This window comes from Streptomyces uncialis (assembly GCF_036250755.1).
In the GTDB taxonomy this organism is placed as follows: domain Bacteria; phylum Actinomycetota; class Actinomycetes; order Streptomycetales; family Streptomycetaceae; genus Streptomyces; species Streptomyces uncialis.
Genome location: NZ_CP109583.1, coordinates 287,095 through 313,283 on the forward strand (window position 1 = coordinate 287,095; position 26,189 = coordinate 313,283).

Annotated in this window: 17 protein-coding genes; 6 read left to right on the plus strand and 11 right to left on the minus strand. The window is 71.4% G+C overall.

What is annotated here, in order from left to right:
• Positions 1–6: 6 nt before the first annotated feature.
• The 9 genes from OG711_RS01265 to OG711_RS01305 form a co-directional block, all read right to left on the minus strand.
• Positions 7–1,959: a heparinase II/III family protein gene (locus tag OG711_RS01265; RefSeq protein WP_329558091.1), complete on the minus strand. Its 1,953-nt coding sequence runs from the start codon at positions 1,957–1,959 to the stop codon at positions 7–9.
• A complete protein-coding gene (locus OG711_RS01270; RefSeq protein ID WP_329558092.1) occupies positions 1,956–4,145 on the minus strand; it encodes a bi-domain-containing oxidoreductase in 2,190 nt (729 codons plus the stop codon). The genes OG711_RS01265 and OG711_RS01270 overlap by 4 nt, the downstream gene beginning before the upstream one ends.
• A 33-nt stretch (positions 4,146–4,178) precedes the next feature.
• Positions 4,179–6,107: an asparagine synthase (glutamine-hydrolyzing) gene (asnB, locus tag OG711_RS01275; RefSeq protein WP_329558093.1), complete on the minus strand. Its 1,929-nt coding sequence runs from the start codon at positions 6,105–6,107 to the stop codon at positions 4,179–4,181.
• Positions 6,108–6,110: 3 nt separating this feature from the next.
• Positions 6,111–7,634, minus strand: coding sequence for a Wzz/FepE/Etk N-terminal domain-containing protein (locus tag OG711_RS01280; protein ID WP_266504324.1), 1,524 nt, complete (start codon positions 7,632–7,634; stop codon positions 6,111–6,113).
• Positions 7,631–9,028 carry a Wzz/FepE/Etk N-terminal domain-containing protein gene (locus tag OG711_RS01285; protein ID WP_329558094.1) on the minus strand — a complete coding sequence of 466 codons (1,398 nt, stop codon included), beginning with the start codon at positions 9,026–9,028 and terminating at the stop codon, positions 7,631–7,633. The genes OG711_RS01280 and OG711_RS01285 overlap by 4 nt, the downstream gene beginning before the upstream one ends.
• Positions 9,025–10,305, minus strand: coding sequence for a glycosyltransferase family 4 protein (locus OG711_RS01290; protein WP_329558095.1), 1,281 nt, complete (start codon positions 10,303–10,305; stop codon positions 9,025–9,027). The genes OG711_RS01285 and OG711_RS01290 overlap by 4 nt, the downstream gene beginning before the upstream one ends.
• On the minus strand, positions 10,295–11,614 hold the full coding sequence (locus OG711_RS01295) for a nucleotide sugar dehydrogenase (protein ID WP_073792487.1): 1,320 nt from the start codon (positions 11,612–11,614) through the stop codon (positions 10,295–10,297). The genes OG711_RS01290 and OG711_RS01295 overlap by 11 nt, the downstream gene beginning before the upstream one ends.
• Positions 11,615–11,687: 73 nt before the next feature.
• Complete coding sequence (locus OG711_RS01300; protein WP_073792486.1) at positions 11,688–13,166, minus strand: sugar transferase; 1,479 nt, start codon at positions 13,164–13,166, stop codon at positions 11,688–11,690.
• 1,262 nt (positions 13,167–14,428) lie between these two features.
• Positions 14,429–14,851: a secondary thiamine-phosphate synthase enzyme YjbQ gene (locus OG711_RS01305; protein WP_073792485.1), complete on the minus strand. Its 423-nt coding sequence runs from the start codon at positions 14,849–14,851 to the stop codon at positions 14,429–14,431.
• A 296-nt stretch (positions 14,852–15,147) separates the two neighbouring features.
• Here OG711_RS01305 and OG711_RS39005 point away from each other — a divergent pair, with 296 nt between their 5' ends.
• From OG711_RS39005 to OG711_RS01320, 4 genes are all read left to right on the plus strand, one after another.
• Positions 15,148–15,231, plus strand: coding sequence for a putative leader peptide (locus tag OG711_RS39005; protein ID WP_353961784.1), 84 nt, complete (start codon positions 15,148–15,150; stop codon positions 15,229–15,231).
• Positions 15,232–15,724: 493 nt separating this feature from the next.
• Entirely contained in the window at positions 15,725–16,693 is a 969-nt protein-coding gene (locus tag OG711_RS01310; RefSeq protein ID WP_405672540.1) for an ATP-binding cassette domain-containing protein, read from the plus strand.
• Entirely contained in the window at positions 16,690–17,823 is a 1,134-nt protein-coding gene (locus OG711_RS01315; protein ID WP_329558097.1) for an LLM class flavin-dependent oxidoreductase, read from the plus strand. Before OG711_RS01310 ends, OG711_RS01315 begins: the two co-directional genes overlap by 4 nt.
• 341 nt (positions 17,824–18,164) lie before the next feature.
• A complete protein-coding gene (locus OG711_RS01320; RefSeq protein WP_073792707.1) occupies positions 18,165–19,223 on the plus strand; it encodes an NAD(P)-binding domain-containing protein in 1,059 nt (352 codons plus the stop codon).
• A gap of 210 nt (positions 19,224–19,433) precedes the next feature.
• Here the strand turns inward: OG711_RS01320 and mltG are convergent, their stop codons facing one another.
• Positions 19,434–20,288: an endolytic transglycosylase MltG gene (gene mltG, locus OG711_RS01325; protein ID WP_073792482.1), complete on the minus strand. Its 855-nt coding sequence runs from the start codon at positions 20,286–20,288 to the stop codon at positions 19,434–19,436.
• Between the two features lie 43 nt (positions 20,289–20,331).
• Complete coding sequence (locus OG711_RS01330; protein WP_329558098.1) at positions 20,332–22,131, minus strand: ABC transporter ATP-binding protein; 1,800 nt, start codon at positions 22,129–22,131, stop codon at positions 20,332–20,334.
• A gap of 188 nt (positions 22,132–22,319) precedes the next feature.
• Here OG711_RS01330 and OG711_RS01335 point away from each other — a divergent pair, with 188 nt between their 5' ends.
• Entirely contained in the window at positions 22,320–22,859 is a 540-nt protein-coding gene (locus OG711_RS01335; RefSeq protein ID WP_329558099.1) for a MarR family winged helix-turn-helix transcriptional regulator, read from the plus strand.
• A 315-nt stretch (positions 22,860–23,174) separates the two neighbouring features.
• The gene (locus OG711_RS01340; RefSeq protein WP_329558100.1) at positions 23,175–26,111 is read left to right on the plus strand and encodes an FAD-binding and (Fe-S)-binding domain-containing protein; all 2,937 of its coding nucleotides are present in this window, start codon (positions 23,175–23,177) and stop codon (positions 26,109–26,111) included.
• Positions 26,112–26,189: the final 78 nt, after the last annotated feature.

Sequence of the window (26,189 nt, forward strand, 5' to 3'; positions counted from 1 at the left end):
GCCCCCCTAGCCGTGGAATCCGAGGACGGTGGTGAACCCGCTCGCGCCGTCGGCGAATCCGGTGCCGACGAGCGTGGTGCTGGGTTCCTTGCGCCCGAATCCGGCGGAGTACCAGCCGAGCGGCGGGCCGGTCTCGCCGCGATGCGCCCGCCAGCTCAGCTCCCCGGGCAGGTCGAGCACCGCGGAGCGGTCCTCACCGTCCCGGGTCCAGGTGAGCTTTGCCCGGTTGCCCACCAGGTCCGCGGTGATCGCGGGCCCGAGGTGGAACGCCAGCCGCGCCGCCTTGCGCGGGCCGCTCACCTCGTCGGTGATCCGCAGTTCCTGGCCCGCCCCGGTCAGCTCCACCCGGCGGCGGTGCACGGAGCCCTGGTATCCGTCGTGCTCGGCGCACCAGCGGGCCACGCCCCCGTCGGCCGTCTCCCCGGTCTCCGTGGCCAGGACCCGGCTGCGGGCCTGCCGGGTCCACAGGAACGGGCCGCCGGAGACGGACTGGTCGGCGCCGTCCAGCTCCAGGGTGTTGTGGCCGAGGGTGGACCGGAAGTACTGACGCCACTCGGGCTGTCCGTGGTAGCAGTACGTCCCCGGGTCGGCGAGTACGTCGACCCCGTCGTGCCGGACCTCCACGGACAGCGCGTCCGCGTGGGCGTGCGCGGCGATGGACAGGAAGCCGTGCGGACCGCCGTCGCAGCGGCACCAGATCCCCGCCGGACCGCGCAGGATGGTGAGTCCCGCGTCGGCGAAGCGGGCCGGCCGGCTGGCCGGGCGGGTCACCCCCGACGGCGTGGACCGGATGAGCGCGGCCAGCAGCGGGGTGCGCACATCGGTGCCCGTCACCTCCGGCCACCAGGTGAGCCGGCCGAACACGGCGTCCCCGGTGGCCAGCAGCGACGCCCAGCGGTCGGTGCCCGCGCCGTCCACGATCAGACCGTGGCCGTCGTCCGAGTCCCCCTGGCGCGGCGGCCGGAGCCGGTCGTCCACGACGGCCGCGAGCGCGTCGGTCATCCGCAGCAGCACCAGCCGGACGGAGCCGGGGACCGGCACCTCGGCGGCATCCGCCTCGGCCACCGCGGCCAGCCCGAGTTCGAGCACGAGGCCGTGGTACTCGGTGGCCAGCTCGCGGTTGAGGCCGGAGGGGAAGGTGTTGCTCCGCAGGTGCCGCTCCAGGGACCGCAGCGCGTCGGCCCGCCAGCGCGCCGAGGAGGGGAACCAGTCGAACGCGCACGCCGCGGCGAACTGTCCGGCGGCCTCCGCGATGATGTGGTTGTTCGCCGAGGACCCGCGGCTGGGGAAGGCGGCCAGCCAGCGCTGGTGGTGCCAGATCTGGTGGAGGGCCTCCGGGTTGCCCTCGAACAGCCCGGCCGCGCCCGGCCAGCCGTCGAGAAGTCGGCGGGTCCACACCCAGGACAGCAGCCGGATTCCCAGCTCGATACCGCTGATCCAGTGCACCCCGCGCAGCGGCGGGTTGGCCGCCCACCACGACCGCAGATGCGCGGCCACCCGCTCGGCGTACCGCTCGTCCCCGGTGAGCGCGTAGGCGGCGGCGAGCACGGTGAGGTACTGGTGCCGGGACGGCTCCCAGATCTGCTTGATGTCGCCGACCGCGTCCTCGCTGCGGTACGGCACGTCGAAGGCGTAGCCGAACGGCGCCCGGCGCCCGGTCTTCGGGTCGTACCACCAGTCCGGGTCGGCCAGGTCGTCGCGTGCCACGCCGAACCATTCGGCGTGCCCGGCCATCAGCCGGTCCGCCTCGGCGACGAGACGTTTCGCGGCGTCCGGCGGCACCGCGGCGATCGTCCCGGCGGGCAGCACCGAGGTGAACCGGGCGCCCGTGACGCTCGGGCTGTCGGGCACCCCGGACCGCCACCGGCGTCTGCGGACCGCGTCGCCCGCCCGGCCGCCGACCTCCCGCGGTCCCATCCGGGACAGCCTCCGCAGGTACCAGCGCGCGCTCATGGTCATCGCGCCGCCGCCAGCGTCACCGGCGCGCCGCCGGCCAGTGCGGCCCGCACGGCGAAGGTGGCCGCCGTGGTGGCGACCAGCGACTCCACCGGCACCGGCATCGGTCCGCCGGTCCGCACGGCCGTGAGGAACGCGTCCAATTCGGCGCGCTGCCCCTTGTCACGGGCCTTGGCCAGCCGCGGGCTGTTCCACCGCTTGCGGCCGTGCACCGAGGCACGGACGAAGTCGTCGAGCCGCAGCACCTTGCCGTCCGCGATCAGGTCCAGCGTCTCCTTGGGGAAGTCGGACGAACCGGTGGTGACATAGCTGAGGGTGGCGGTGGACCCGTCCGGGTAGCGCAGCACGACCTGGAGGTCCTCGTTGCCGGACGTGGCGACCGCGTACACCGAGACCGGGTCGGCACCGAGCAGCCAGCTCGCCGTGTCGATGAAGTGCCCGCCCTCGCCGGCGAACCGCGAGCCCTCGGTGTTCTGCTGGAGGTACCAGCTTCCGTTGTCCAGCCGTCCCGCGTTGATCAGATAGCGCAGGCTCGCCGGACCGCTGCGGGCGCCGAACCGCTTCCTGGCCTCCTGGAGCAGCGGCGCGAACCGGCGGTTGAAGCCCACCTGGAGCCGGTCGTTGCCTGACTCCTCCACCGCCGCGAGCACACCTGCCAGCTCGCCCTGGTCGAGCGCCAGCGGCTTCTCCACGAAGACCGCCTTGCCCGCGAGGAGTGCCTTGCGGGTCAGTTCGGCGTGCGAGCTGTGCCGGGTGACCACGAACACCGCGTCGACGGACGGGTCCCCGAGCGCGGCGTCGAGATCGGTGCTCGCCGCGGTGAAGCCGAACTTGCGCCGCGCGTTGACCCCGGACAGCGCCGTGGTGGTGACGACCGTGGACAACTCGACACCGTCGCGCCGGGCCAGATGCGGCAGCAGCATCGACGTCGCGTAGTTCCCCGCGCCGACGAACGCCAGCCGCACCGGCGCAGTGGCGGACCGGTTCCGGGTGGACACCGCGCCGCCGCGCCGCACCTCGGGCACGGCGACCTCCGGGGCCTGTGCCTCGGCCGTGTGCTCGGTGTGGCCGGGGTAGCGGAACAGCACGGCCACGGCCTTCAGGTCGCCGTCCTTCAGCCGCTGGTACGTCTCGACGGCGTCGTCGAAGTCTGCGAGGTGGGAGATCAGCGGTTCCACGTCGATACGGCCGCGGGCGTGGAGATCGAGGAAGCACGCCAGATTGCGGCGCTCGGTCCAGCGCACATAGCCGATCGGGTAGTCCCGCCCCTCCAGCTCGTACTCCGGGTCGTAGCGCCCGGGGCCGTACGAGCGGGAGAACCGGACGTCGAGCTCCTTCATGTAGTACGCGTTCCACGGCAGGTCGAGGCGGCACTTGCCGATGTCGATGACCCGGCCGCGGTCCCGGCTCAGCCGGACGGCCAGCTCGACGGGCTGGTTGCTGTCGCCGCCGGCGGCCAGGTACACCTGGTCCACGCCGTGACCGCCGGTGAGCTCGGCGACGGCGGCCTCGACGGCGGCGGACGCGGGATCGTCGCAGGCCGCGGCGCCCAGGCGCGCGGCGAGTTCGCAGCGCGCCGGGTCGGGGTCGACCCCCACGACACGGACCCCCGAGGCGGCGAGCAACTGCACCACCAGCTGTCCGATCAGCCCGAGGCCGATGACCAGCGCCACATCACCGAGCTGGGACTCGCCGCGGCGGACGCCCTGCAAGGCGATCGACCCGACGGTGCCGAAGGCGGCGTGCCGCGGCGCGAGGCCGTCGGGCACCGGGGTGTACAGGTTCTTCGGCACCCAGTTCAGCTCGGCGTGCAGCGCGTGCTCGTTGCCGGCGCAGGCGACGACGTCGCCGACCTTCACATCGTCGATCCCGCTGCCGACCTGCTCGACCACCCCGCACAGCGAGTAGCCGAGCGGCGTCCAGGAGTCCAGCTTGCCCATCACCTTGCGGTAGGTGGCGGGTACCCCGTTGGTGGCCACGCTCTGCATGACCTTGGCCACCTGGTCCGGCCGGGAGCGGGCCTTGCCCAGCATCGACATGCCGGCCTCGGACACCTTCATCAGCTCGGTACCGGTGGAGATCAGCGAGTAGGCGCTGCGGACCAGCACACCGCCCGGCTTGCACCCCGGCACCGGTACGTCGAGCAGCGCCAGCTCGCCGCTCTTGTAGTTCTGCACAACCTGTTTCACCGGAGCTCCTCTTGTTCCTACGTCGTCAAGGCGTCAGACCGACTGGCTCCGGCCGGAGCCGGAGGTCGCGCCGCGGTACCAGTACTCAAGGGTCAGCACATGCCACAGATGCTTGGAGAAGTCGCGCTGTCCGGAGGCGTCCTCGGCGACGAGCCGTGCCAGCGCGTCGCGGCGCAGGAACCCGGAGTTGACGAGCACCCCGTCGTTCACCACCTCGCGCACCAGCGGTGCCAGATCGCGGCTCATCCAGGCCCGCAGCGGTGCGCTGAACAGGCCCTTGGGCCGGTACGCGATCTCCCGGGGCAGGATCGAGGTGGCCGCCTCCTTGAGGACGACCTTGCCCTGACGTCCGACGATCTTGCGGTCGCCGGGCACCGCGAACGCCGCCTTGACCACCTCGACGTCCACGTACGGCACCCGTACCTCGGTGGACGCGGCCATGCTGGAGCGGTCCGTGTAGGCGAGGTTCAGGCCCGGCAGGAACATCCGGGCGTCGGTGAGGCACATACGGTTCACGAAGTCGTCGAGGTCGTTGTCCTGGTAGGTGTCCGTGTGCTCGGTGAGCACGTCGTCGACGGTCCCGGCCAGGTCCGGATCGATCAGCGCGAGCAGCTCGCCCCGGTCGTACATGGTGTAGCTGCGCCGGAACGCGGTCTCCTCCGGCAGATCCGCGAAGGAGAGGAACCGCTTCGCGAAACGCACCGACCGGTAGCCCCGGCGTGATGTGGCGACCGGGAGCCGGTCCACGGTCCGGGACAGTCCGCGCCGCAGGGGGCGCGGGACGCGCTGGTAGCGCAGCGCGAGGACGTTGGCCAGGTGCTTGCGGTATCCGGCGAACAGTTCGTCGGCGCCCATCCCGGAGAGCATCACCTTGACCCCGGCCTCCCGGGCGGCCGAGCAGATCAGATAGGTGTTGATCGCCGCGGGGTCGCCGATCGGCTCGTCCAGATGGTGGGTCATCCGCGGCAGCAGATCGGTCACCTGCGGGGCGATCTCGATCTCGTGCAGGTCGACTCCGTACCGCTCGGCCACCTGCCGGGCGTAGCGCAGATCGTCCGGCATCGCCTCGAACTTGGTGTCCTCGGCCCGGAAGCCGATCGTGTAGGCGGAGATCCCGGGTTGGTGGCGGGCCGCCAGCGCGGTCAGATAGCTGGAGTCGAGGCCGCCGGAGAGGAAGGTCGCCACGGGTACGTCGGAGAGCATGTGCCGCCGGGTCGACTCCTCGACGACGGCGCCCAGATCCGGCTGCTCACCGGCGCGGGCCAGCTCCCGCCCCTCGTGGGCGATGTCCCGGAGGTTCCAGTACGTGCCGCGCTCGACCCGGCCGTCGGCCCGGCAGCGCAGCCAGCTCCCCGGCGGCAGCTTCTCCGCCTCGCGGAACGCGCAGCGCGAGTCGGGCACCCAGTAGTAGAGGAGTGAGGCCACCAGCGCCGCGTGGTCCACCTCCAGGGACCCGTCGGTCACGGCGGCGAGCGCCTTGAGCTCGGAGGCGAACATCAGGCCCGTACCGCGCCGCAGCAGGAACAGCGGCTTGATGCCGAGCTGGTCGCGGGCGAGCACCAGTTCGCCGGTCCGTTCGTCGAAGACCGCGAACGCGAACATGCCGCGCAGCCGGGGCAGGCAGTCCGTGCCCCAGCGCCGCCAGGCCTCCAGCAGCACCTCGGTGTCGGAGGTCCCGCGGAAGCGCACCCCGGCGGACGCCAGTTCGGTGCGCAGTTCGGGCGCGTTGTACAGCTCGCCGTTGTACGTGAGGGCGAGGCCGTCCGAGACCATCGGCTGGGCGCCGGTCCCGGACAGGTCGATGATGGCCAGCCGACGGTGCCCGAGGTGTACTTCGCCGTCGCCGAGGGAGTGGCTGTAGCGGCCCGCCCCGTCCGGACCGCGGTGGGCGAGGACATCGGTGAGCCGGTCGGTCACGACCTTCCCGTCCGGCCATCGGTAAGTGCCTGCGATGCCACACATGTGCTAGCGCGCCTCCTGGTCGTTGTCCGGGACGAGTGCGGCCGCCGACCGCACCGTCCTGTGCGGCAGGCCCGTGCCGTTGTGCCGGGCGGGCCGCTCGTAAGGGCCGCGCAGCGCGGTGTCCAGCCCGTCCCACAGCGTGCCGTCGGTCCGGTCCCGCGGATCGGGGTCGATCAGCACCACACCGAGCACCGCGATCCGCTGGTCCGCGAGCTGTCGCGCCACGGTGTGCAGCCACGCGGCGCTGCCGTGCCCGGCGCGTACGACGAGCACGGTCCGGCCGCCGAGGTGCTGGAGGTCGGTCCACGCCGTGCCGGGCGCGACCGAGCCGACGCCGAGCCTGCGCGTCTGATGCGGGACGTCCGCCGCGCCCTCGCCGCTGACCACGGCCGGGTCGTCCGGCTTGCGGCCCCCCGCGAGCCCGGTGCCGGGCAGACCGTCGACGACGACCACCGGCCCCTCGGCCGTCAGCGCTCTGGCGACGTTCAAGGCGATCACGCTCGTGCTGTGCGCACAGCCCAGTTCCAGCAGCGACACCGGTTCCGCGGAGCCGCGCACGGTGCGGGCCAGGGTCGTGGTGAGCCGTTCGTGTGCCGCCCGGGTCCGTCGGCGCTGCCACGGCACGAGGGGTCGGCGGGGCAGGCGGCGCAGCTCCGCGACGACCGAGGCGCCGAGGTTCGCCGCGATGTCCCGGCGCAGCACGGGGCGGTCCGCCACCACCGTGCCGACGGCGGCCAGCGCGAGTCCGAGGACGAGCCCGAGGACGAGCCCGATCGCGGCGTTGGTGACCGCGGCCCTGGGCAGGGAGTGCGGCACCGCGCGCGGACCGTCCACGATCAGCGTGCCGGCGGTGAGCCGGGGTGTGCCGGTGCGTGCCTGCGCGGCGCGCTGGTCGAAGTCGGCGATCCGTGAGTTGAGTTCGGCCCGGCGCGCGAAGAGGGACTCGATGCTCGCCGACGCTTCCGGGTCGCTCTCCGGTGACCGGTCCCCGATCGCCTTGTTGACCTGGGCGAGCTCGTCCCGCATCCGGTCACGCTGGTCGAGCAGTGCTTCGGCGTCGGCCTTCGCGGCTTCCCGCATCCGGCTGACATGGTCCGCGATGAACGCGTCGGCGAGCGCCTTGGCCCGGGCCACCGCCTGCGCGTCGCTGTCACCGGTCACATCGATCTGCAAAAGGTTGTTGGTCAGGCCGGTGCCCCGGTACTCCTGGATGAAGTCCTCCGGTCTCTCCGGGGACTTGAGGGCCTTGAGGGCCTTTTCGGCGATCCGTGTGGTCCCGAGCAGCGCGACATCGGTACGGATCAGTGTTCCGGTGTCGTTCGGCTGATCCTCCTTGTGGGCGACCAGCACCTTGGTCACGGCGGTCGGGGCCGGCGGCAGCAGGACCGCCACCGCCCCGCCTGCCAGCAGCCCCAGGAGCGCCAGGGAGGACCAGAGGCGGCGCCGTCTGCGTACCGCCACCACGAGCGCGTGCAGGTCCAGCAGCGGAGCCGCCGCCGACGGCTCCGTGGTCGTGCTCGTCGTCACACCGACTCCCCCGTCGCGTTGCCGTGCGCCGCGAGCGCCGCGGGGGCGTGGTCCGGAGGATCCCCGTCGGACGGCGTCGGACGGGCCCGGACCGTGTCCGCGACGACGATGCCGACGACCTCGTGCCCGCCGTCCGCGCACGCCCCGGCGAGACCGGCGAGCTCCCCCGCGGTCCAGCTGCCCGCGCTGAGCACGACCAGCGCACCGGACTCGGCGCCGCTGTCCGGCACCATCGGCCGGGACACCGGGACCTCGACCACCCGCAGCGCGGGGTTTCCCCTGCTGGAGGAGCTGGGCGCAGGATCGTTCCCGGCGAGGGCGACCAGCTGCCCGGCGGCCCGGAGGGCGGTCCCGTCGCCCTCGGGTACGACGACCAGCAGCCGCCGGGGGGCCGGCAGCCGGTCCCGGAGGCGGGCGCACACCCGCTGGTAGCGGATCTGCCTTCCTGCCTCGTCGCCGGACAGCTGCGGGGTCGGTACGTCCCATGGGGTGTCGACGCCCAGCAACCGGCGGACGCGGTTCATCCGGCCACCGGCCTCAGGCCGGTGCGCGGGCCGTTCGCCGGGCACGTCGACCCTGCCCAGCAGCGCCGAGCCCAGGGCCGCGGCGATCTCCGGTTCGGTGCGCGGTCGGCGGTTCATCCGTGCGGCGGCGAGATGGCCGATCACCGCGAGCAGGAGGAACACCAGCGCCCCGGCGACGACGAGCTGTGTCCTCGTCGGGGGCGCCTGGCCGGTCGGCCGGGCCGCGGGCCCCATGACGACCATGCCCGCCTTGCTGGTCGCCGGGTCGGCCTGGTCGAGCTTCTTCATGGCCTCCTCCAGCGCGGTGCGCAGCTTTTCGAGCGCGGTACGGGCCTGCACGCTCTCCACGCTCTGCCCCGCGTCGGTCGCGTTGGCCAGTTCGGTGATACGGCGGTCGGTCTGCACCACCTTCTGCCGCAGGGCCTCGGGCCCCGTGGCCGCTTCGGGGTCGCTGCTGTCGCCCGCGATCCGCGCGGCGAAGGTGACGAGTTGCTGGGCCGTCCGGTCGGAGAGCCGCTGCGCGCGCTCCGGGGTCTCGGCCGTTCCTGAGATCGTGATGATGTTCCCGTCGGCGGCCTTGGCGCTGACCCGGTTGCGCAGGTCGCCGCCGCTGACGCCCGGCCGGCCGAGCGTGGCGGCCACCCGGTCGACCACCGCCGAACTGGTCGCGATGTTCACCTGGGTCAGCAGCTCGCGTTCCTCCCACTGCCCCGGCAGCAGTACCGAAGCCGACGCGGTGTAGCGCGGCGGGAACAGTACCGAGGTGCCGTACCCGACGAGCGCGCCCACCACGGCGAGCAGGGAGAGGAGCCGTCGGCGCCGACGGAGAATCCGCCCGATCGTGACCAGGCGTATCGACTCATCGCTCAACGGCGCGGCCTCTTCCCGGCGCGAATCCGGCCGTCCGCCGACACCGGGGCACGGCCCCGGACGGCAGCGGCGTAGGCGGCGAGCAGCGACGCCTGCGAGTTCCGCCAGGCGAGCTCCCCGCCGATCCGCTCCTGGCCGGTCTTGCCCATACCGGCCCGCTGCTCCGGGTCGTCCAGCAGCAGCGCGACGAGCCGCGCGAACTCGGCCTCGTCGTTGGCGGGCGCGTAGAGGGCGGCGTCACCGGCGGAGACCCGCGCCTCCCGGAGGTCGAACGAGACGATCGGCCGGCCCATCGCCATGTACTCCAAGACCTTGTTCATGGTCGACACGTCGTTGAGCGGATTGCGCGGATCGGGGGAGAGGCACACGTCCGCGGTGGACAGATAGCGCACCAGGTCGGCGTCGGGTATGCGCCCGGTGAACTGCACCTGCTCGGAGAGCCCGAGCCGCCGGGACAGCTCGACCATCGCGTCGAAGGCGTCACCGGCGCCGACGAACACGGCGTGCCAGTCGGTCCGGCCGAGCTCGTCGCGCAGCTTCGCGAGGGCCCGCAAGGCGTAGTCGACGCCGTCCTGCGGGCCCATGACCCCGAGGTAGCAGAGCAGATGAGGCTTGCCGCGCTTGAGCTCCGGCTCGGGCGGTACCGGCTGGAACCGGTCGGTCTCGGGCGCGCTGCGCACCACGAAGACATCCTCCGGCCGCCTGCCGCCACGGCGTATCGCGACATCCCGGTAGCTCTCGTTCGTGGCGAGCACGACGTCCGCGGTCCGGTAGGTCATCCGTTCCAGCGCGCACACGGCGCGGTAGAGCAGATCCTCACCGCGGCCGAACCGGGAGAGGTACAACTCGGGTGACAGGTCGTGCTGGTCGAAGACGAATCGCGCGCCGCGCCGTTTCAGCCACAGCGCCGGAAGGAACAGCAGGTCGGGCGGGTTGCAGGCGTGGACCACGTCGACCGGGCCGACCTTGCGGGCCAGCCGGGCCGTGTGCCACAGCGCCGATCCGTACTCCCGCAGATAGCCGGCCGGTCCTCCGGTGGCCGCGCGCAACGGGTAGCGGTGGATCGACACCCCGTCGATCTCCGCCTCCGCCTCCGTGTCCCGCTTGGTGCCCTGCGGGCAGATGACGTGCACCTTCCAGCCCGCGTCGCGCAGGGTCCTGCACTCCTGCCACACCCGCCGGTCGAACGGCACCGACAGGTTCTCCACCAGTATCAGCGCGCGTCGGACCGGCCGGTCACCGGCGGATATGTCGTCGAACGATATGTCACCAGGCAAGGCCCATGTACCCCGGTTCGGTCCGGCGCGTGTCGGCGTCGGGAAGGTGGATGAGGTCGATGAGCAGCGGGCCGTCGCCATGCGGCAGCGCCGACAGCACGGCCGGGTCCCTGGTTCCCACCAGGCACACCTCGGCGTGGTCGAGCACCTCGTCGACGGAGTCGGCGAGCAGCTGCGCGAGATGCGGCAGCCGCGTCTCGATGTATTCGCGGTTCGCGCCGAGCAGCCGGGAGAGGCTCACATTGGCGTCGTGGATCCGCAGGTCGTAGCCCTTGCCGAAGAGCCGTTCGGCCAGCTCGACGAGCGGGCTCTCGCGGAGGTCGTCGGTCCCGGGTTTGAAGGACAGCCCGAACAGGCCCACCCGGCGTTTGCCGGTGCGCTCGACCATCTCCACCGCGCGTTGCAGATGCGCGGAGTTGGAGGGCAGCACATTGGCGAGGATGGGTACCGAGACATCGGCCCGCTGTGCCGCGTGGATCAGGCTGCGCAGGTCCTTGGGCAGGCAGGAGCCGCCGAAGGCGAAGCCGGGCCGCAGATAGGCGGGGCTGATGTTCAGTTTGCGGTCGGCCAGGAACACATCCATGACCTGGTGCGAGTCCACCCCGAGCGCCTGGTACACCGCGCCCAGCTCGTTCGCGAAGCCGACCTTGAGGCCGTGGAACGCGTTGTCCGCGTACTTGATCGCCTCGGCCGTCGGGAGCGGCACCCGGAACACCTCGCCGGGCAAGCCGTCGTACAGCGCCAGCACCGCGTCGCCGCTCGCCGGGTCGAGCTCGCCGATGACGGTCTTGGGCGGGTCGAAGAAGTCCCGCACGCTGGTGCCCTCACGCAGGAACTCCGGGTTGACCGCGACCCCGAAGTCCACCCCGGCGGTGCCGCTGACGGACTTCTCCAGGATCGGTACCAGCAGGTTCAGACAGGTACCCGGGAGCATGGTGCTGCGGAACACGACGGTGTGCCGCCCGCCGGCCCGTTCGGCCAGTACGGCGCCGATCTGCTCGGTGACCCGCTCCAGATAGGTGGTGCACAGACTGCCGTTGGGCTCCGACGGCGTGCCCACGCAGACCAGTGACACCTCGCTTTCCATGATCGCTTCGCGGACGTCGCGGGTGGCGCGTAACGCGCCGGTCCGCACGACCTCGGCGATGAGCTCGCCGATCCGCTCCTCGACGACCGGGGCCTTGCCGTCGTTGACCAGGTCGACCTTCACCTGGTTCACGTCCACCCCGATGACCTCGTGCCCCATACTCGCCAGGCACGCGGCCGACACACAGCCCACGTAGCCGAGCCCGAAAACGCTGATCCTCATGACCCCTCCCTCCATCCGGACAGGCCCTCCCGGCCTGCGGTCCACGCGCTCGCCGGTCGACGGCTCCCGCGCATCAGTACGCCCCTTGCCCGTAGAGCACCGCACGCAGCGTCTTCCACAAGATCACGGTGTCCAGGGCGAGCGACCAGTCCTCCACGTACCGCAGATCCAGCCGGACCGCCTCCTCCCACGGCAGGTCGCTGCGTCCGCTTATCTGCCACAGACCGGTGAGTCCGGGCTTGACGAGCAGCCGCCGCCGGATGTCCGGGCCGTATTCCGCGGACTCCTCCGGCAGCGGAGGCCGTGGGCCGACGAGCGACATCGATCCGGTCAGCACATTGAAGAGCTGCGGAAGCTCGTCGAGCGAGTAGCGGCGCAGCACCGCTCCCACCCGGGTCACCCGGGGATCCCGGCGGAGCTTGAACAGCAGACCGGCGCCCTCGTTGCGGTCGGCCAGCTGGTCGCGTGCCCGGTCGGCCCCGGTGACCATGGTGCGGAACTTGAGAATGGTGAACTCGCGGCCGCCCTTGCCGACCCGGCGCTGGCGGTAGAACGCCCCGCCGCGGCTGTCCATCGACACGAGCAGCCCGACGAGCACCATCAGCGGCGCGAACAGCATCAGCAGGATCGCCGCGCCCATCCGGTCGACGACTTCCTTGACCGCCCGGCTGCCCCCGGTGAAGGTCGGCATGCTGACCCTCAGCAGTGGTATGCCGAGCACCGCGTCGACATGCAGCCGCGGGCCGGCCACCTCCATCAGTACGGGGGCCACGACCATCTCGGCGTCGCTGCCTTCGAGGTTCCACGCCAGCCGTTGCAGCCGGTCGGGTGACCAGTGCGGGTCCGGTGTGACCGCGACGACACGGTAGCCGTCGCGGCGGACATGGTCGGCCACATCCGCGAGCCGGCCGACGACCGGCACTCCGTCCAGGTGGTCACCGTCGAGACCGTGCCCGTCCGTCGTGCACACCGCGTCCACCCGCCAGCCGAGATGCGGGAACTTGCGGGCCCGGCTGATCAGGTCGCGCACGGTGAGCAGGCTCCCGGCGGCGAGCACCGGTCGCAGGCAGCGGCCTTCCTTCCGCTGTTTGTGCAGCCAGAGGCGCAGCAGATACCGCGCTGTCATGGTGACGAGCGCGATCGCCGGGACCGCGACGAAGATCCAGAGCTTGATGTTGCGCGAGGTGAGGGCGATTCCGCCGAGCGCCAGCACGACGGCCGCCGTGAACAGCGAACGTCCGAGCCGGCGGAACTCCTCGGCCCCCTGTCCGAGCACGGCCGGAGCCCATGCCCGGCTCACGGTGAGCGCTGCCAGCACCAGCAGTTCGGTGCTGAAAGCGAGGATTCCCCACTTCTCATGCCAGTTGGCCGCGTCCCGGGCCCCGAAGAAGTTCCCGATCGCCCCCACCACGAAGGCGGTGGCCACGGTGTCGCTGGTGATCACGGTACGTCGGTACCGCTCCTCCCAGTGGATCGCGGGTTGGGTGATGGGCCCGTTCGCCAGACGCCCGCGCGCCGACGGAAACGGGTTGACTAATTCCCCCTGCTGCACAGAACCCCCCAGATCGCCAGCGGTTCGATGTGTTCGCCTCACACTGATCTCCCCGGAAGCCCCCGCCTCCCGGACCGCGCTGTTCCTCCCCCGGGAGGCCTCGCCCCCCACGCGTGACACGCCTGCTGTTTCAGCGCTGTTTGAACGACCCACCTGGCGGCAGCGGACTCGCCTGTCCTGCCAGAATCTCTCCGAAGTGCGCGGGAACCCGTTGAAACCTCGGGTGCTCCCCGCACCCAAGACCCCCCTCGCGGGTCCCGAGAATTGATCACTCCATGCCTGACGCCGGGACGCGAATGCCTGTTGTCCATAGCGCCGGACCTGGAGATCAACATTGTTCTTCTCGTGTCCGAACATCTGAAGCACGGTCAATCTAGACCATCGAAGGCGGCATGGAGAGGTGATGTGTGCAATTCGTGTTCAAGCTTTGGTAGTCACTTCACCGGTCGGTCACCACCCATGGGCACCTCGCCGACGGCCATATGCCCTTTGACCTGTGAATATGAGAGATTCCAGGGCCCCCGGCACAGGTGGGCGCGAGGGCCCCGAACGCGCACAACTCGGCTACGAACAGGCCCCGTTGAGGCCCTCCAGCGTGCCCATCGGGACGCCGGGACACCGTCCCGGACGACCCCGGGCATCACCACGGGAGGGCCACCCGCTCTCGGCAACCGCTTTCCATTGTCCGCGCATTACGGCGCGCCGCGTGTGGCCTGCGGGACGTGTGGGGCGATCACCAATGACGGGAGTGGGCATCAATTCCCCAGCGCGCGGCGGTCCGCTTCTCCGCCCGGCAAAACAAGGGGAGCGGTTTGAACTCCCGAGGCATCTGTTTCTGGACAACGCTCCGCGAATCCGGGAATCCCGCATTAACGCCCCTACAAGGAACGATCCGATATGGGGGGCGGTTTCGAAGGCAGACAACAGGCCATATGGCGAATCGCCTTCGACATGATCACTTCGGTCCGCTCGGAGGGACGCGTATCCGGCGGGGCGACGGGGGCGGGTCGTCCGGCCCGGGGTGACACGAGGGAGGGCGGGGTCACCCCTGGCGGGAGCGGCACCGGCCGGGGCGGCACCGGGCCGAGCGGCACCCCGGCGAGGCGGTCGCGCGGCCGGGCGACACCGGCCGGGCGACCCGGGCCGGCCAGGCGACCCGGGCGGGCGGCGACCGGGGCGGGGCAGGCGCTCCCGCATGGCTCCGGTCGGTCAGGACGGCCCGGGTCAGTCAGGACGGCCCGGTTCTGTCAGGACGGTGCCGGTCAGCCGAGGAAGCTCAGCCGAACCTGTCGACGCGGGTTGTCCTTGTTGGTGTCCACCAGACAGACCGACTGCCAGGTACCCAACTCCAGTCGGCCCGCGAGCACCGGCAGCGTGGCGTGCGGGGCGACGATCGCCGGGAGGACATGGTCACGGCCGTGCCCCGGGCTGCCGTGCCGGTGCTGCCAGCGCTCGTCCGCCGGGAGCAACTGATGCAGGATGGCCAGCAGATCGTCGTCACTGCCCGAGCCCGTCTCGATGACGGCCACCCCTGCGGTCGCGTGCGGGACGAACACATTGAGCAGACCGTCACGGCCCGCCGCGACGTCGTTCAGGAAGGACGCGCAGGCGTCGGTGATGTCCGTGACGGATTCGCTGGAGCCGGTGCTGAGGTCGAGGACGCGTGTGGTGAAGGTGTCGGGCATGTTTCCATCCTCGCTCAGCCGCCCCACGCCTCGCATGGGCACCCACCGTCATCCGGCCCGATCCCCGCGTCCGCGCCCGGCGGCGGGGAAGCCTTGACGAACCGATACCGAACACTGATCGGATGCGACGAAACCCCTGGTCAGCGATCTGTGACCGGTCGGCCTCCTGGTCGCGGCGCAGCCATCGGACGCCTTCTCCCCTGGGGCATCCCCGGCGTACCCGTAGGCCGATACACGCGGTCCGCCTTTCGAGACGACGTTGACCCTGCGGCGACGGACTGACTACGTTCTGCCGCATGTCGCGTTCAGTCCTGCTCACCACGCGTGGTCACATCGACCTGCTGCGGGTGGCGTCCGCCGCGTGTCGCAGGGATCGCTGACGCACCCCTGATCCCGGACGCACTCTTGACCCGGTCGTTCCGGCCGATGACCGTACGCGGAAAGTCCGGGCGTGACGCTTCGGGTATCCCGGATCCTCCCTCCTGTTTCTTCCGTCTCGCCGCATGCCCACTCATGATCGTTCGTTCAAGTGTCCGACCTTCCGGGGTCTGATCCTGATCCGACGGGGTCATTGGGACGTCACGGTGTGGACGGCCGCTCGCAGCGGCAAGGTCGGCGCGAATCCGGCGATATCGAGTACGCCCGCCCCGGTCCGCTCGACCGGGCGCCATTGAGTCGTCGCCCAGGGCAGGCAGGCACGGAGGTATCGCCGGACAGGGCGGATACGACTCGGACAGGGCGGACAAGGCCCCGTACGACCGGCATTCGCCTCAGCCGCAGGCCCTCACGGGCACGGCTCCCACTCCCCTCGTTCGACTCCCCTCCCGGCGTCCTCGCCGGTCTCGTCGTCCGTACGCTCGAAAGGCTGCTGCCATGGCGACCGGTCCCCACCGGGCAGCGATCCCGTCGAAGGTGACGCGGGCCGCCGCGCCTGATCATTCCCCGACCGCCGGAGGGCCCGCCAAGCCTTCCGTTCAGGACAACGCGCCATCCATCACACAGAGTTCCCGAACCGTCACACCTTTCTCGCCGGTCGTGTCGGGTCATCCCGTGGTCCATGTCGAGGGACTGACCCGCCGCTTCGACGGACGGCCGGTGATCGACGGGCTCGATCTCGACGTCCGTCCCGGTGAGGTCGTCGCCCTGCTCGGTCCCAAGGGGTGCGGCAAGTCCACCCTGCTCCGCGTACTCGCCGGTCTCGACCGCGAGATCCAGGGAACCGTCCTCGTCACCCGCGGCAGGGCCGTGTCCCTCGTGACCCCGCGCCCCGGACCGTGGACGAGGATCAGGCGCCGCCTGCGGCCACAGACGTCCCCCGGCCGCCCCTCCCACACGCAGTCCCACCGGACCCCCTCCGAGTCGGCACCGTCCGACTGGGCCCGACCGGCGACCCGACCGGAGCGGGCCATCTGCACCTGGACCGAGTTCGTGTCCCCCGCAGCCGCTCAGCGGCATACGCGGCCCGCGGGGGCGCAGCGCCGTGAACCCGAACTCCTGTTGCTGGACGAGCCCTTCGCCGCCCGCAACGCACCGACCGGCGCCGCACGGCACCACATCGGCGAGCAGTGGCGACGGCACGGCCACGCGGTTCTCCTCGCCACACGCGACGTGGACGAAGCGGTGCTCCTGGCCGACCGGGTGCTCGTGATGTCGGCCGGGGTCATCGCGCACGAGACCGGGATCGGCCCCGGACGCCCCCACGACACCTCCGACCCCCGCTTCGCCGTCCTGCGGGCGCGTCTTCGCGAGCAACTGGACGAGGGCACGGGTGCTCCCGGCCGTCGCCGAGGTCCGTCACCGGCCGTCGTCCCTCCGCACCACTCCCGGGAGTTCCCAGCATGACCGTGCATCTCCACTGGTTCCTGCCGACCGGGGGCGACGGCCGCACCCTGGTGGACCGCCACGTCTACGCCGACGGCGGGGTCAACCACTCCCGTACCGGCCCCGCGAGTGGTGTCCGGGCACCCGATATCGCGTATCTGACGCAGATCGCGAAGGCCGCGGAGCAGGTCGGTTTCGAGGGAGCGCTGACGCCCACGGGAACGTGGTGCGAGGACTCCTGGCTGACCACGGCGGCCCTGTCGCAGCACACCGAACGGCTGAAGTTCCTCGTCGCGTTCCGTCCCGGTGTCGTGTCCCCGGTACTCGCCGCGCAGATGGCGGCCACCTATCAGCGCATCACCCGCGGACGGCTGCTGCTGAACGTCGTCACGGGTGGCGACGGAGCCGAACAGCGCCGTTACGGTGATCATCTGGACCACGATCGCCGCTATGCCCGCACCGACGAGTTCCTGACCGTCGTCCGTGGGGTATGGCGCGGCGAACCGTACGACTTCCGCGGTGACCACTACCACGTGGAGGGCGGGCTGACCGCCTTGCCGCCCGATCCGCTGCCCGAGATCTTCTTCGGCGGATCGTCGGCCGCGGCCGGACCGGTCGCGGCCCGGCACGCGGATGTGTATCTGACCTGGGGCGAGCCGCCTCAGCAGGTCAAGGAGAAGATCGAGTGGATCCGGGGGCTCGCCGAGCGGGAAGGGCGGACGGTCCGGTTCGGTATCCGTCTGCACACGATCTCGCGTGATTCGTCCGCCGATGCCTGGGCCACCGCCCGGCGGTTGCTCGACGAGCTCGACGCCGGAACGGTCGCCACGGCTCAGGAAGCCCTGGGCCGCAGTGAGTCGGTCGGCCAGCAGCGCATGCTGGCGCTGCACGGCGGAACGCGGGAGGGCCTGGAGATCGCGCCCAACCTCTGGGCGGGCGTGGGTCTCGTACGCGGCGGGGCGGGCACGGCGCTGGTCGGCAGCCATACGGAGGTCGCCGACCGGATCGAGGAGTATCACGCGCTGGGTGTCGAACACTTCGTGTTCTCCGGCTATCCGCATCTGGAAGAGGCGTACTGGTTCGGCGAGGGCGTGATCCCGGTGCTGGCGGGGCGGGGACTGCTGCCGCCTGCGGCAGCGGCCGGGGCGTAGGCGGCGCCGGGGGCGCAAGCGGTGTCAGGGGTCCCGGCAGCGTGAGCGGCGCCTCGGCGCCAGGGCATGAGGGCGTCAGGGCGTGAGTGGCGTCCGAGCGTCTGGTGTGGGTACCGCAGGCGCGTCGCCGACCGGGTCGCGTCATCTCCGGCCCGAGCCGGGGCCGGGGCCGGGGCCGGGGCCGGGGCCGGGGCCGGGGCCGGGGTAACGGGTCTGTCGGTCGGGGGCCGCACCGGGACGCCGGGGCAGGGCCCGGGAAGATCCAGCACACCCCCCAGGTTAGTAGAAGCGTGAACGAATTCGGGGATCTCAGTGGTGGCGGCCCGTCCGCCGACGGGCTCATGGACGTCGTGGTGATCGGCGCCGGGCAGGCGGGCCTCTCCAGCGCCTACCATCTGCGCCGCACGGGCTTGGAGCCGGAGCGGGATTTCGTGGTCCTCGATCATTCCCCCCGCCCGGGCGGCGCCTGGCAGTTCCGCTGGCCCAGCCTGACGTACGGCAAGGTGCACGGCATGCACGCGCTGCCCGGTATGGAACTGACCGGCGCCGACCCCGCGCGGCCTTCCTCGGAGGTCATCGGGGAGTACTTCGCCTCCTACGAGAGCACCTTCGATCTCAGGGTCCGGCGTCCGGTCGATGTACGGACGGTCCGGGACGGCGATGACGGCCGACTGCTCGTCGAGACCTCGGCGGGTACCTGGGCGACCAGGGCACTGATCAACGCGACCGGGACCTGGGACCGGCCCTTCTGGCCGCGCTACCCGGGGCAGGAAGAATTCCGCGGGCAGCAGTTGCACACGGCGCGCTACCAGGGGCCGGAGCAGTTCGCCGGGCTGCGCGTGCTCGTGGTGGGCGGCGGGGCGTCCGGCACCCAGCATCTGATGGAGATCGCGCCGTACGCCGCCGCCACGTACTGGGTGACCCGGCGGCCCCCGGTGTTCGTCGAGGGCCCTTTCGACGAGGGTGCGGGGCGATCGGCGGTGGCCCTGGTGGAGGAGCGGGTCCGGGCGGGTCTGCCTCCCCGGAGCGTGGTGTCCGTGACGGGGCTGCCGCTCACCGACGCGGTGCGGCAGGCCCGCGCCGACGGGGTTCTCGACCGGCTGCCGATGTTCGACCGGATCACCCCGGACGGAGCGGTCTGGGAGGACGGACGGAGCGTCGAGGCCGATGTCATCCTGTGGGCGACAGGCTTTCGTCCGGTCATCGACCATCTCGCGCCGCTGAAGTTGCGGGAGCCCGGCGGCGGCATCCGTATCGACGGGACCCGGGCCATCGCCGACCCCCGGGTGCATATGGTCGGCTACGGGCCCTCGGCCAGCACGATCGGAGCGAACCGCGCGGGCCGTGCGGCCGTCCGGGACATCAGACGGCTGCTGTCCGGTGAACTCGTCCCGGTGTGATCCACGAAGAACGGGCGGCGGAGCACGGAGGGCGGCACCACCGGACCTGGGCAAGCGGGGCCGTGGGGATTCGGGCCCTCGCACGCCGGAGTCGATGACCCTCCGGGCCGGAGCGAATCAGGCCCAAGTGGATCAGGCCGGGCGGCGCGGAGCGCGTGAGCGGGTGCCGGGCCGACGCCGGACCGGCCACGCCGGCCCGGCCGCACGCGATCACCCGGCGGGCGAACCGCTGGGCGTCGGTGAACCGGAGCGGTTGTTCTGGTTGAACTCGTCGACATTGCGTTGATGCTCTTCGTACTGCGCGGTGAACCGGGTGTCGCCCGGCTTCACGGTCACGAAGTACAGCCACTCCCCCGCTGTCGGACGCGTCGCCGCGCGCATGGCGTCGTCGCCGGGCCCGGCGATCGGAGTGGGCGGCAGACCCATCCGGGAGTATGTGTTGTACGGGCTGTCCAGCTGCGTGTCGCTCTGACTGGTGTTCAGCGTGCTGCGGTTCAGCGCGTAGTTGATCGTGGAGTCCATCTGCAACGGCATGCCCTGGGCGAGGCGGTTGTGGATGACGCGGGCCACCTTGCCCATGTCGGCCTTGTTGTCGGCCTCGGCCTGGACGATGCTCGCGATCGTGACGGTCTGGTACAGGTTCCGGGTGTCCGCGTTGGCACCCGCCGCGACCGGCGCGGTGGCGAACCGCTTGTTCGCGGTGTTCACCATGAACGACAGCACGGATGCGGGCGTCGACTTGTCGGTGATCGGATACGTCGCCGGGAACAGATATCCCTCGGGGTTGCCCTGTGCGTCGGCGGGCAGCTTGAGCCGCGCCTTGGGCACGGACTTCTTGGTCGTCCCGGCGGGCAGGGCGAGCGCCTTGTCGACGGCCGAGTAGACCTGGCCGGCGCGCCAGCCCTCGGGGACGGTCAAGGACGCGGGCTCCTCGGGCTTCTCGTCCGAGAACATCAGCGGTACGGCGACGGCCGCGCCCACGACGACCGCGCCGGTCGTGACGAGGGCGATCCGGCCCCGGCGCGTCAGCCTGATCGGGCTCCGACCCGGAGTCTTGGTCTGCATGAGGGCACGCTAACCCGACATCTACGGTAATCCTGGCATATCTTCATCTTGTCGGCTCCAATACGGCGTCCCGGTGCACCAGGGCGGCGTAACGCCCGTCCCGTTCGAGCAGTTCGTCGTGCGTGCCCAGCTCGGCCACCCGACCCGCTTCCAGGACGAGGATCTGATCGGCGTCGCGGACGGTGGAGAGCCGGTGGGCGATGGTGATGGTGGTGCGATCGGCGGACAGCGCGTCGAGCGCTTGCTGCACCGCCCCCTCGGTCCGGGTGTCGAGGGCGCTGGTCGCCTCGTCCAGGACCAGCACCGGAGGGTCCCGCAGGATGGTGCGCGCGATGGCGAGCCGCTGCTTCTCCCCTCCGGAGAACCGGTACCCGCGCTCCCCGACGACGGTGTCGTAGCCGTCGGGCAGGGCCGCGATGTGCTCGTGGATCTGCGCCGCGCGGGTGGCGGCCACGAGCTCGGCGTCCGTGGCGTCCGGCTTGGCGAACCGCAGATTCTCCGCGACCGACGCGTGGAACAGATAGGTCTCCTGGGAGACCACGCCGACGGCCCGCGCGAGGGTGTCGAAGGCGAGTTCCCGTACATCGACACCGTCGATGGTGACGCGGCCGCCCGTCACGTCGTACAGCCGAGGCACCAGATGACCGAGTGTGGACTTCCCCGCTCCGGTCGCACCGACGACGGCGAGGCTCCCCCCGGCGGGAACCCTGATGTCGATGCCATCGAGCACGGCGCCGCTCGGGTCGTCGTACCGGAACTCCACCCCCTCGAAGGCCACCTCGCCCTTGACCCGGTCCAGGCGCACGGGGTCGGCCGCCTCGGTGATGTCGGCGGGCAGGTCGAGGTACTCGAAGATCCGCTGGAACAGGGCGAGCGAGGTCTGGATGTCGACCCCCGTCGACAGCAGACCGACGGTCGGCCGGAACAGACCCTGCTGGAGCGAGACGAAGGCGACGAGGGTGCCGATGGAGACCGCGGGACCGCCGCCCGCGGCGGCCATGCCCGCCGTCCAGTACAGGACCGCGGGCATGGCGGACATGACCATGGTGATGACGGACATCCGCCAGCGGCCCGCCATGTTGGACCGCACCTCAAGATCGACGAGCCCTTCGGACTCCCGGGCGAAGCTCTTGGTGAGGGAGTCGGTGCGGCCCATGGTGCGGCCCAGGAGGATGCCGCTGACGGACAGGGACTCGGTGACGGTGGCGGCCATCACGGCCATCTGCTTCTGCCGCTGGGTGGCGATCCGTTTGCGCTCACGCCCGACCCGGCGGCTGATCCAGACGAAGACGGGCAGCAGGAGCAGGGAGACCACGGTGAGCCGCCAGTCCAGCGCGAGCATGGCGACGAAGGTGGCGATGACGCTGGTCAGATTGGACACGAGGGACGTCGCCGTCGAGGTGACGGTCGCCTGCATCCCTCCGATGTCGTTGGCGATCCGGGACTGGACCTCGCCGGTCCGGGTGCGGGTGAAGAACGCCAGGGACATGCCCTGGAGGCGCGCGTACACGGCGGTGCGCAGATCGTGCATCACCCGCTGACCGACGGTGGTGGAGATCAGGGTCTGGAGCACGCCGAAGGCGCTGACCACGACAGCGCTGAGGATCATGCCGAGCGCGAGCAGGGTCAGCAGCCCCGTGCGCCCCTGGGGAATCGCGGTGTCGAGAGCGGCCTTCAGCAGGAACGGGGTGACCACCGACACCAGGGAGGCCGCGCACACCAGCAGCCCGACGACCGCGAGCTTGCCGCTGTAGGGGCGGAAGAGCCGGACGATACGGCGCAGCTGGCGCGGCTGTCCGGGGTCAGGGCCGGGCGGCGTCCTGGGGATCGTGTCGGCGGGCATGGGCCTCCTACGGGAGCGGACTTCGAGGCGGGTCGGACGGTGCTCGACGGGTGCTCGACGGGTGGTCGTCGACGGTCAGGCGCGGTACGCGCCGCACCCGAGCGGTCACCACAGCGGACCCGCTCAGGCGAGCATAGTTCATAGTTACCTACACTCACAATGAATTATGCCCTGGTATTGTTCCCGATATGAACACCCCGGACGCCGACGGCATCCTCGCCGAGCAGTTGCTGCGGCTGACCCGTCGCGTACACCGCATCCAGAAGCGGCATATGGAGGCCAACGGGGTCGGGATCACTCCCGCGCAGTCGCGCCTGCTGAGGACCCTGGCGCTGTACGCCTCACCGCCCCGGATGGCCGATCTCGCCGAGCGCCTGGAGGTCGTACCCCGGGCCGTGACGACCCTGGTCGACGGGCTGGAGGCGGGCGGCCGGGTCCGCCGGGCGCCCGACCCGACGAACCGGCGGGTGATCCGTATCGAGATGACCGACGCCGGATGGCGGACCCTGGAGGAGCTGCGCCGCGCCCGCCGCTCCGCGGCCGACGACATCCTCGCCCCGCTCGGCCCCGAACAGCGCGAGACCCTCGGCGGGCTGCTCTCGACACTGGTCGACGGCATGGACGCCACCAGGCCGACCGCCCGGGACGAGTACGCCCGGCCCCCCGAGGACGCCGGGTCCCTCAGCAGTACACCCGCTCCCGCCGAGCATCCGGAGGGCTGCGCCTGACCGCACGGCGCCCGCCTGACCGTCTCCCCCATCCCCATGCCCAGCCCCTCCCAGCCACCTGCGGGGCCCGCTCCGAGGCGTCCGGAGCACGGCCCGACCACCCGGGCGGCAAGGCCAAGGCATGGATCGGCACGAGGCCGGGCAGGGGTGCGCGGCGGGCCGGGCAAGGGTGCGCGCGGGGTCCGAGTGCGGAGGGCGAGGGTCTGAAGCGATCACGGACGGGCCGCGGCGATCATGAAGACGGCCCCGGTGCGCGACGCCCCGTAGCCGTGTGTTCGAGTGGGCACAAGCGAGCACAAGGAACGAGGAGGAACAATGCCCCTGTTGGAGCCTGATCCGGACATCCTTCGCCCCACGTCACGCCCCGCGGCCCCGGCACCGGACCGGGTACGGGACGATCGCTCCCCGGGCACTCCGGAGCCGCTGCGCGGTGACCTCGTGGCCCTGCTCGGCGAGGACAAGGTCCTGACAGGGGTCTCCGACCTGGTCCGCTACGCGTCGGACGCCAGCCCCTACCGCTTCATGCCGCAGGTCGTGGTCGTCGCCGAGGATCTCGACGACATCTCCGCCGTGCTGTCGTACGCGCGCGGCAAGGGCCGTGAGGTCGTGTTCCGGGCGGCGGGCACCTCGCTGAACGGTCAGGCCCAGGGCGAGGACATCCTCGTCGACGTCCGTCGGCACTGGGCGGGCGTGCAGGTGCTGGACGAGGGCGCGCGGGTCCGGGTCGGCCCCGGGACGACGGTCGTCCGCGTCAACGCGGCCCTCGCCCGCCACGGAAGAGTGCTCGGCCCCGACCCGGCGAGCGCGATCGCCTGCACCGTCGGGGGCGTCGTCGCCAACAACGCGTCCGGAATGACCGCGGGCACCACCCGCAACTCCTACCGCACGGTCGCCTCCCTCACCTTCGTCCTGCCGTCCGGCACCGTGGTCGACACCGCCGACCCCGGGGCCGACGCCGCGCTCGCCCACGCGGAACCCGCCCTGTGCGAGGGGCTGCTGGCCCTCAAGGCGGAGATCGAGGCCGACCCGGAGCTGGTCGCCCGGATCAGGGCGAAGTACGAGATCAAGAACACCAACGGCTACCGTCTCGACGCGTTCCTCGACGGAGCGACCCCCGTGCAGATCATGCGGGGCCTCATGGTGGGTTCCGAGGGCACGTTCGGATTCATCTCCGACATCGTCTTCGACACCCTCCCCCTGGACCGGCGGATCACCACCGCCCTGCTCTTCTTCCCCTCCCTCACCGCGGCGGCCGCGGCCGTGCCGGTGTTCAACGCGGCCGGAGCCCTCGCCGTGGAGCTGATGGACGGCAACACGCTCCGGGCCTCGGTCAGTGTGCAGGGGGTCCCGTCGGACTGGGCCGACCTGCCGCGGTCGACGGCCGCGCTGCTGGTGGAGTTCCGCGCCGCGGACCTCGCGGGACAGGAAGCGTACGAGGAGGCCGCACAGGCCGCCATGTCGCGGCTGGACCTCGTCGCACCGGTTGCCTCGGTGACCAACGCCTTCACCCGGGACACGAGGACGATCAGCGGCTACTGGAAGGCCCGCAAGGCGTTCGTCACCGCCGTCGGCGGCTCACGGCCCTCCGGCACGACGCTGATCACCGAGGACTTCGCCGTTCCGCCGTCGCGGCTCGCGGACGCGTGCGAGGCGCTGATCGAGCTCCAGACCCGGCACGGCTTCGACGCCGCGGTCGCCGGCCACGCGGCCCACGGCAATCTCCACTTCCTGCTCGCCTTCGACGCGGGCAGACCCGAGGACGTCGACCGGTACGCCGCGTTCATGGACGAGTTCTGCCGACTGACGGTCGAACGCTTCGACGGCTCGCTCAAGGCCGAGCACGCCACCGGACGCAACATCGCGCCCTTCCTTGAGCTGGAGTGGGGCCCCACCGCGACGGCACTGATGTGGCGGATCAAGGAACTCATCGACCCGGACGGTGTCCTCGCCCCCCGTGTCGTCCTGGACCGGGACCCCCGGGCCCATCTGCGGGGCCTCAAGACGATCCCCCGGATCGAACTGATCGCCGATCCGTGCATCGAGTGCGGCTTCTGCGAACCCACCTGTCCCAGCCAGGACGTCACCACCACACCCCGTCAGCGGATCGTGCTGCGGCGCGAGATGATGCGACAGCCAGCCGGTTCCGACGTCGAGGAAGAGCTGCTCGACGCGTACGGCTACGACGCCGTCGACACCTGCGCCGGTGACTCGACGTGCAAGCTGGCCTGCCCGGTGGGCATCGACACCGGGGCGATGATGAAGGACTTCCGGCACGCCCGGCACTCCCCGCGCGAGGAGCGGGTCGCCGCCTTCACCGCCAAGAACTTCAAAGCCGTCGAGGCGTCGGCCCGACTCGCCGTGGCCGCCGCGGACCGCGTCAGCGACCGGCTGCTGACAGCTGTCACCCGCACGGCACGCAAGGCGGTACGACCCGACCTCGTACCGGAGTGGCTGCCCGTAGTGCCCGGCGCGGCACCGCGCGGACTGCCCCGCACCGCGCGCGCGGACGCCACCGCCGTCTACTACCCGGCCTGCGTCAACCGCATCTTCGGCGGCCCCGAGGGCCGGGAGGGGCCGTCGCTGCCGGAGGCCGTGGTGGCGGTGTCCGCCCGCGCCGGGAAGCCGGTATGGATCCCTGACGATGTGTCCGGGACGTGCTGCGCCACCATCTGGCACTCCAAGGGCTACGACTCCGGGAACGCGGTCATGGCCAACAGGATCGTGGAGGCGGCCTGGGCCTGGACGAACGGCGGCAGGCTCCCGCTGGTGGTGGACGCGTCCTCCTGCACGCTCGGCATCGCCCACGAGGTCGTCCCCTATCTCACCCCGGAGAACAAGCGGCTGCACCAGGAATTGACCGTCGTCGACTCCATCGTCTGGGCGGCCGAGGAACTTCTGCCGGGGCTCACCGTCCACCGGACCATCGACTCCGCGGTGCTGCATCCCACCTGCTCCATGCGTCACCTCGGTGACGAGGAGCAGCTCCGCGCGGTCGCGGAGGTGTGCGCCGACGAGGTGGTGGTGCCGGACGACGCCGGGTGCTGCGCCTTCGCGGGCGACCGCGGGATGCTGCACAAGGAGCTCACGGAGTCCGCGACCCGCAAGGAGGCCGCTGCCGTGACTTCCCGTCACTTCGACGCCCATCTGTCGGCGAACCGGATGTGCGAGGTCGGCATGGACCATGCGACGGGCCGCAGCTACTACTCGGTCCTGCTGGAGCTGGAGCGCGCCACACGTCCGGAAGGTTCGTGAGCGGTCTCTCGTTCCGTACGGCCGGGGGCGGTGCGCGTCTCCGGCCGCCTCCGGAACGGAAGGGCGAAGCGGCCAGGG

Bases quoted from the DNA above. Each gene is read 5' to 3' on its own strand.
- OG711_RS01265 (WP_329558091.1), bottom strand. From the start codon at position 1,959: ATGACCATGAGCGCGCGCTGGTACCTGCGGAGGCTGTCCCGGATGGGA.
- asnB (WP_329558093.1), bottom strand. From the start codon at position 6,107: ATGTGTGGCATCGCAGGCACTTACCGATGGCCGGACGGGAAGGTCGTG.
- OG711_RS01295 (WP_073792487.1), bottom strand. From the start codon at position 11,614: ATGAGGATCAGCGTTTTCGGGCTCGGCTACGTGGGCTGTGTGTCGGCC.
- OG711_RS01305 (WP_073792485.1), bottom strand. From the start codon at position 14,851: ATGCCCGACACCTTCACCACACGCGTCCTCGACCTCAGCACCGGCTCC.
- OG711_RS39005 (WP_353961784.1), top strand. From the start codon at position 15,148: ATGTCGCGTTCAGTCCTGCTCACCACGCGTGGTCACATCGACCTGCTG.
- OG711_RS01310 (WP_405672540.1), top strand. From the start codon at position 15,725: ATGGCGACCGGTCCCCACCGGGCAGCGATCCCGTCGAAGGTGACGCGG.
- OG711_RS01315 (WP_329558097.1), top strand. From the start codon at position 16,690: ATGACCGTGCATCTCCACTGGTTCCTGCCGACCGGGGGCGACGGCCGC.
- OG711_RS01320 (WP_073792707.1), top strand. From the start codon at position 18,165: ATGGACGTCGTGGTGATCGGCGCCGGGCAGGCGGGCCTCTCCAGCGCC.
- mltG (WP_073792482.1), bottom strand. From the start codon at position 20,288: ATGCAGACCAAGACTCCGGGTCGGAGCCCGATCAGGCTGACGCGCCGG.
- OG711_RS01330 (WP_329558098.1), bottom strand. From the start codon at position 22,131: ATGCCCGCCGACACGATCCCCAGGACGCCGCCCGGCCCTGACCCCGGA.
- OG711_RS01335 (WP_329558099.1), top strand. From the start codon at position 22,320: ATGAACACCCCGGACGCCGACGGCATCCTCGCCGAGCAGTTGCTGCGG.
- OG711_RS01340 (WP_329558100.1), top strand. From the start codon at position 23,175: ATGCCCCTGTTGGAGCCTGATCCGGACATCCTTCGCCCCACGTCACGC.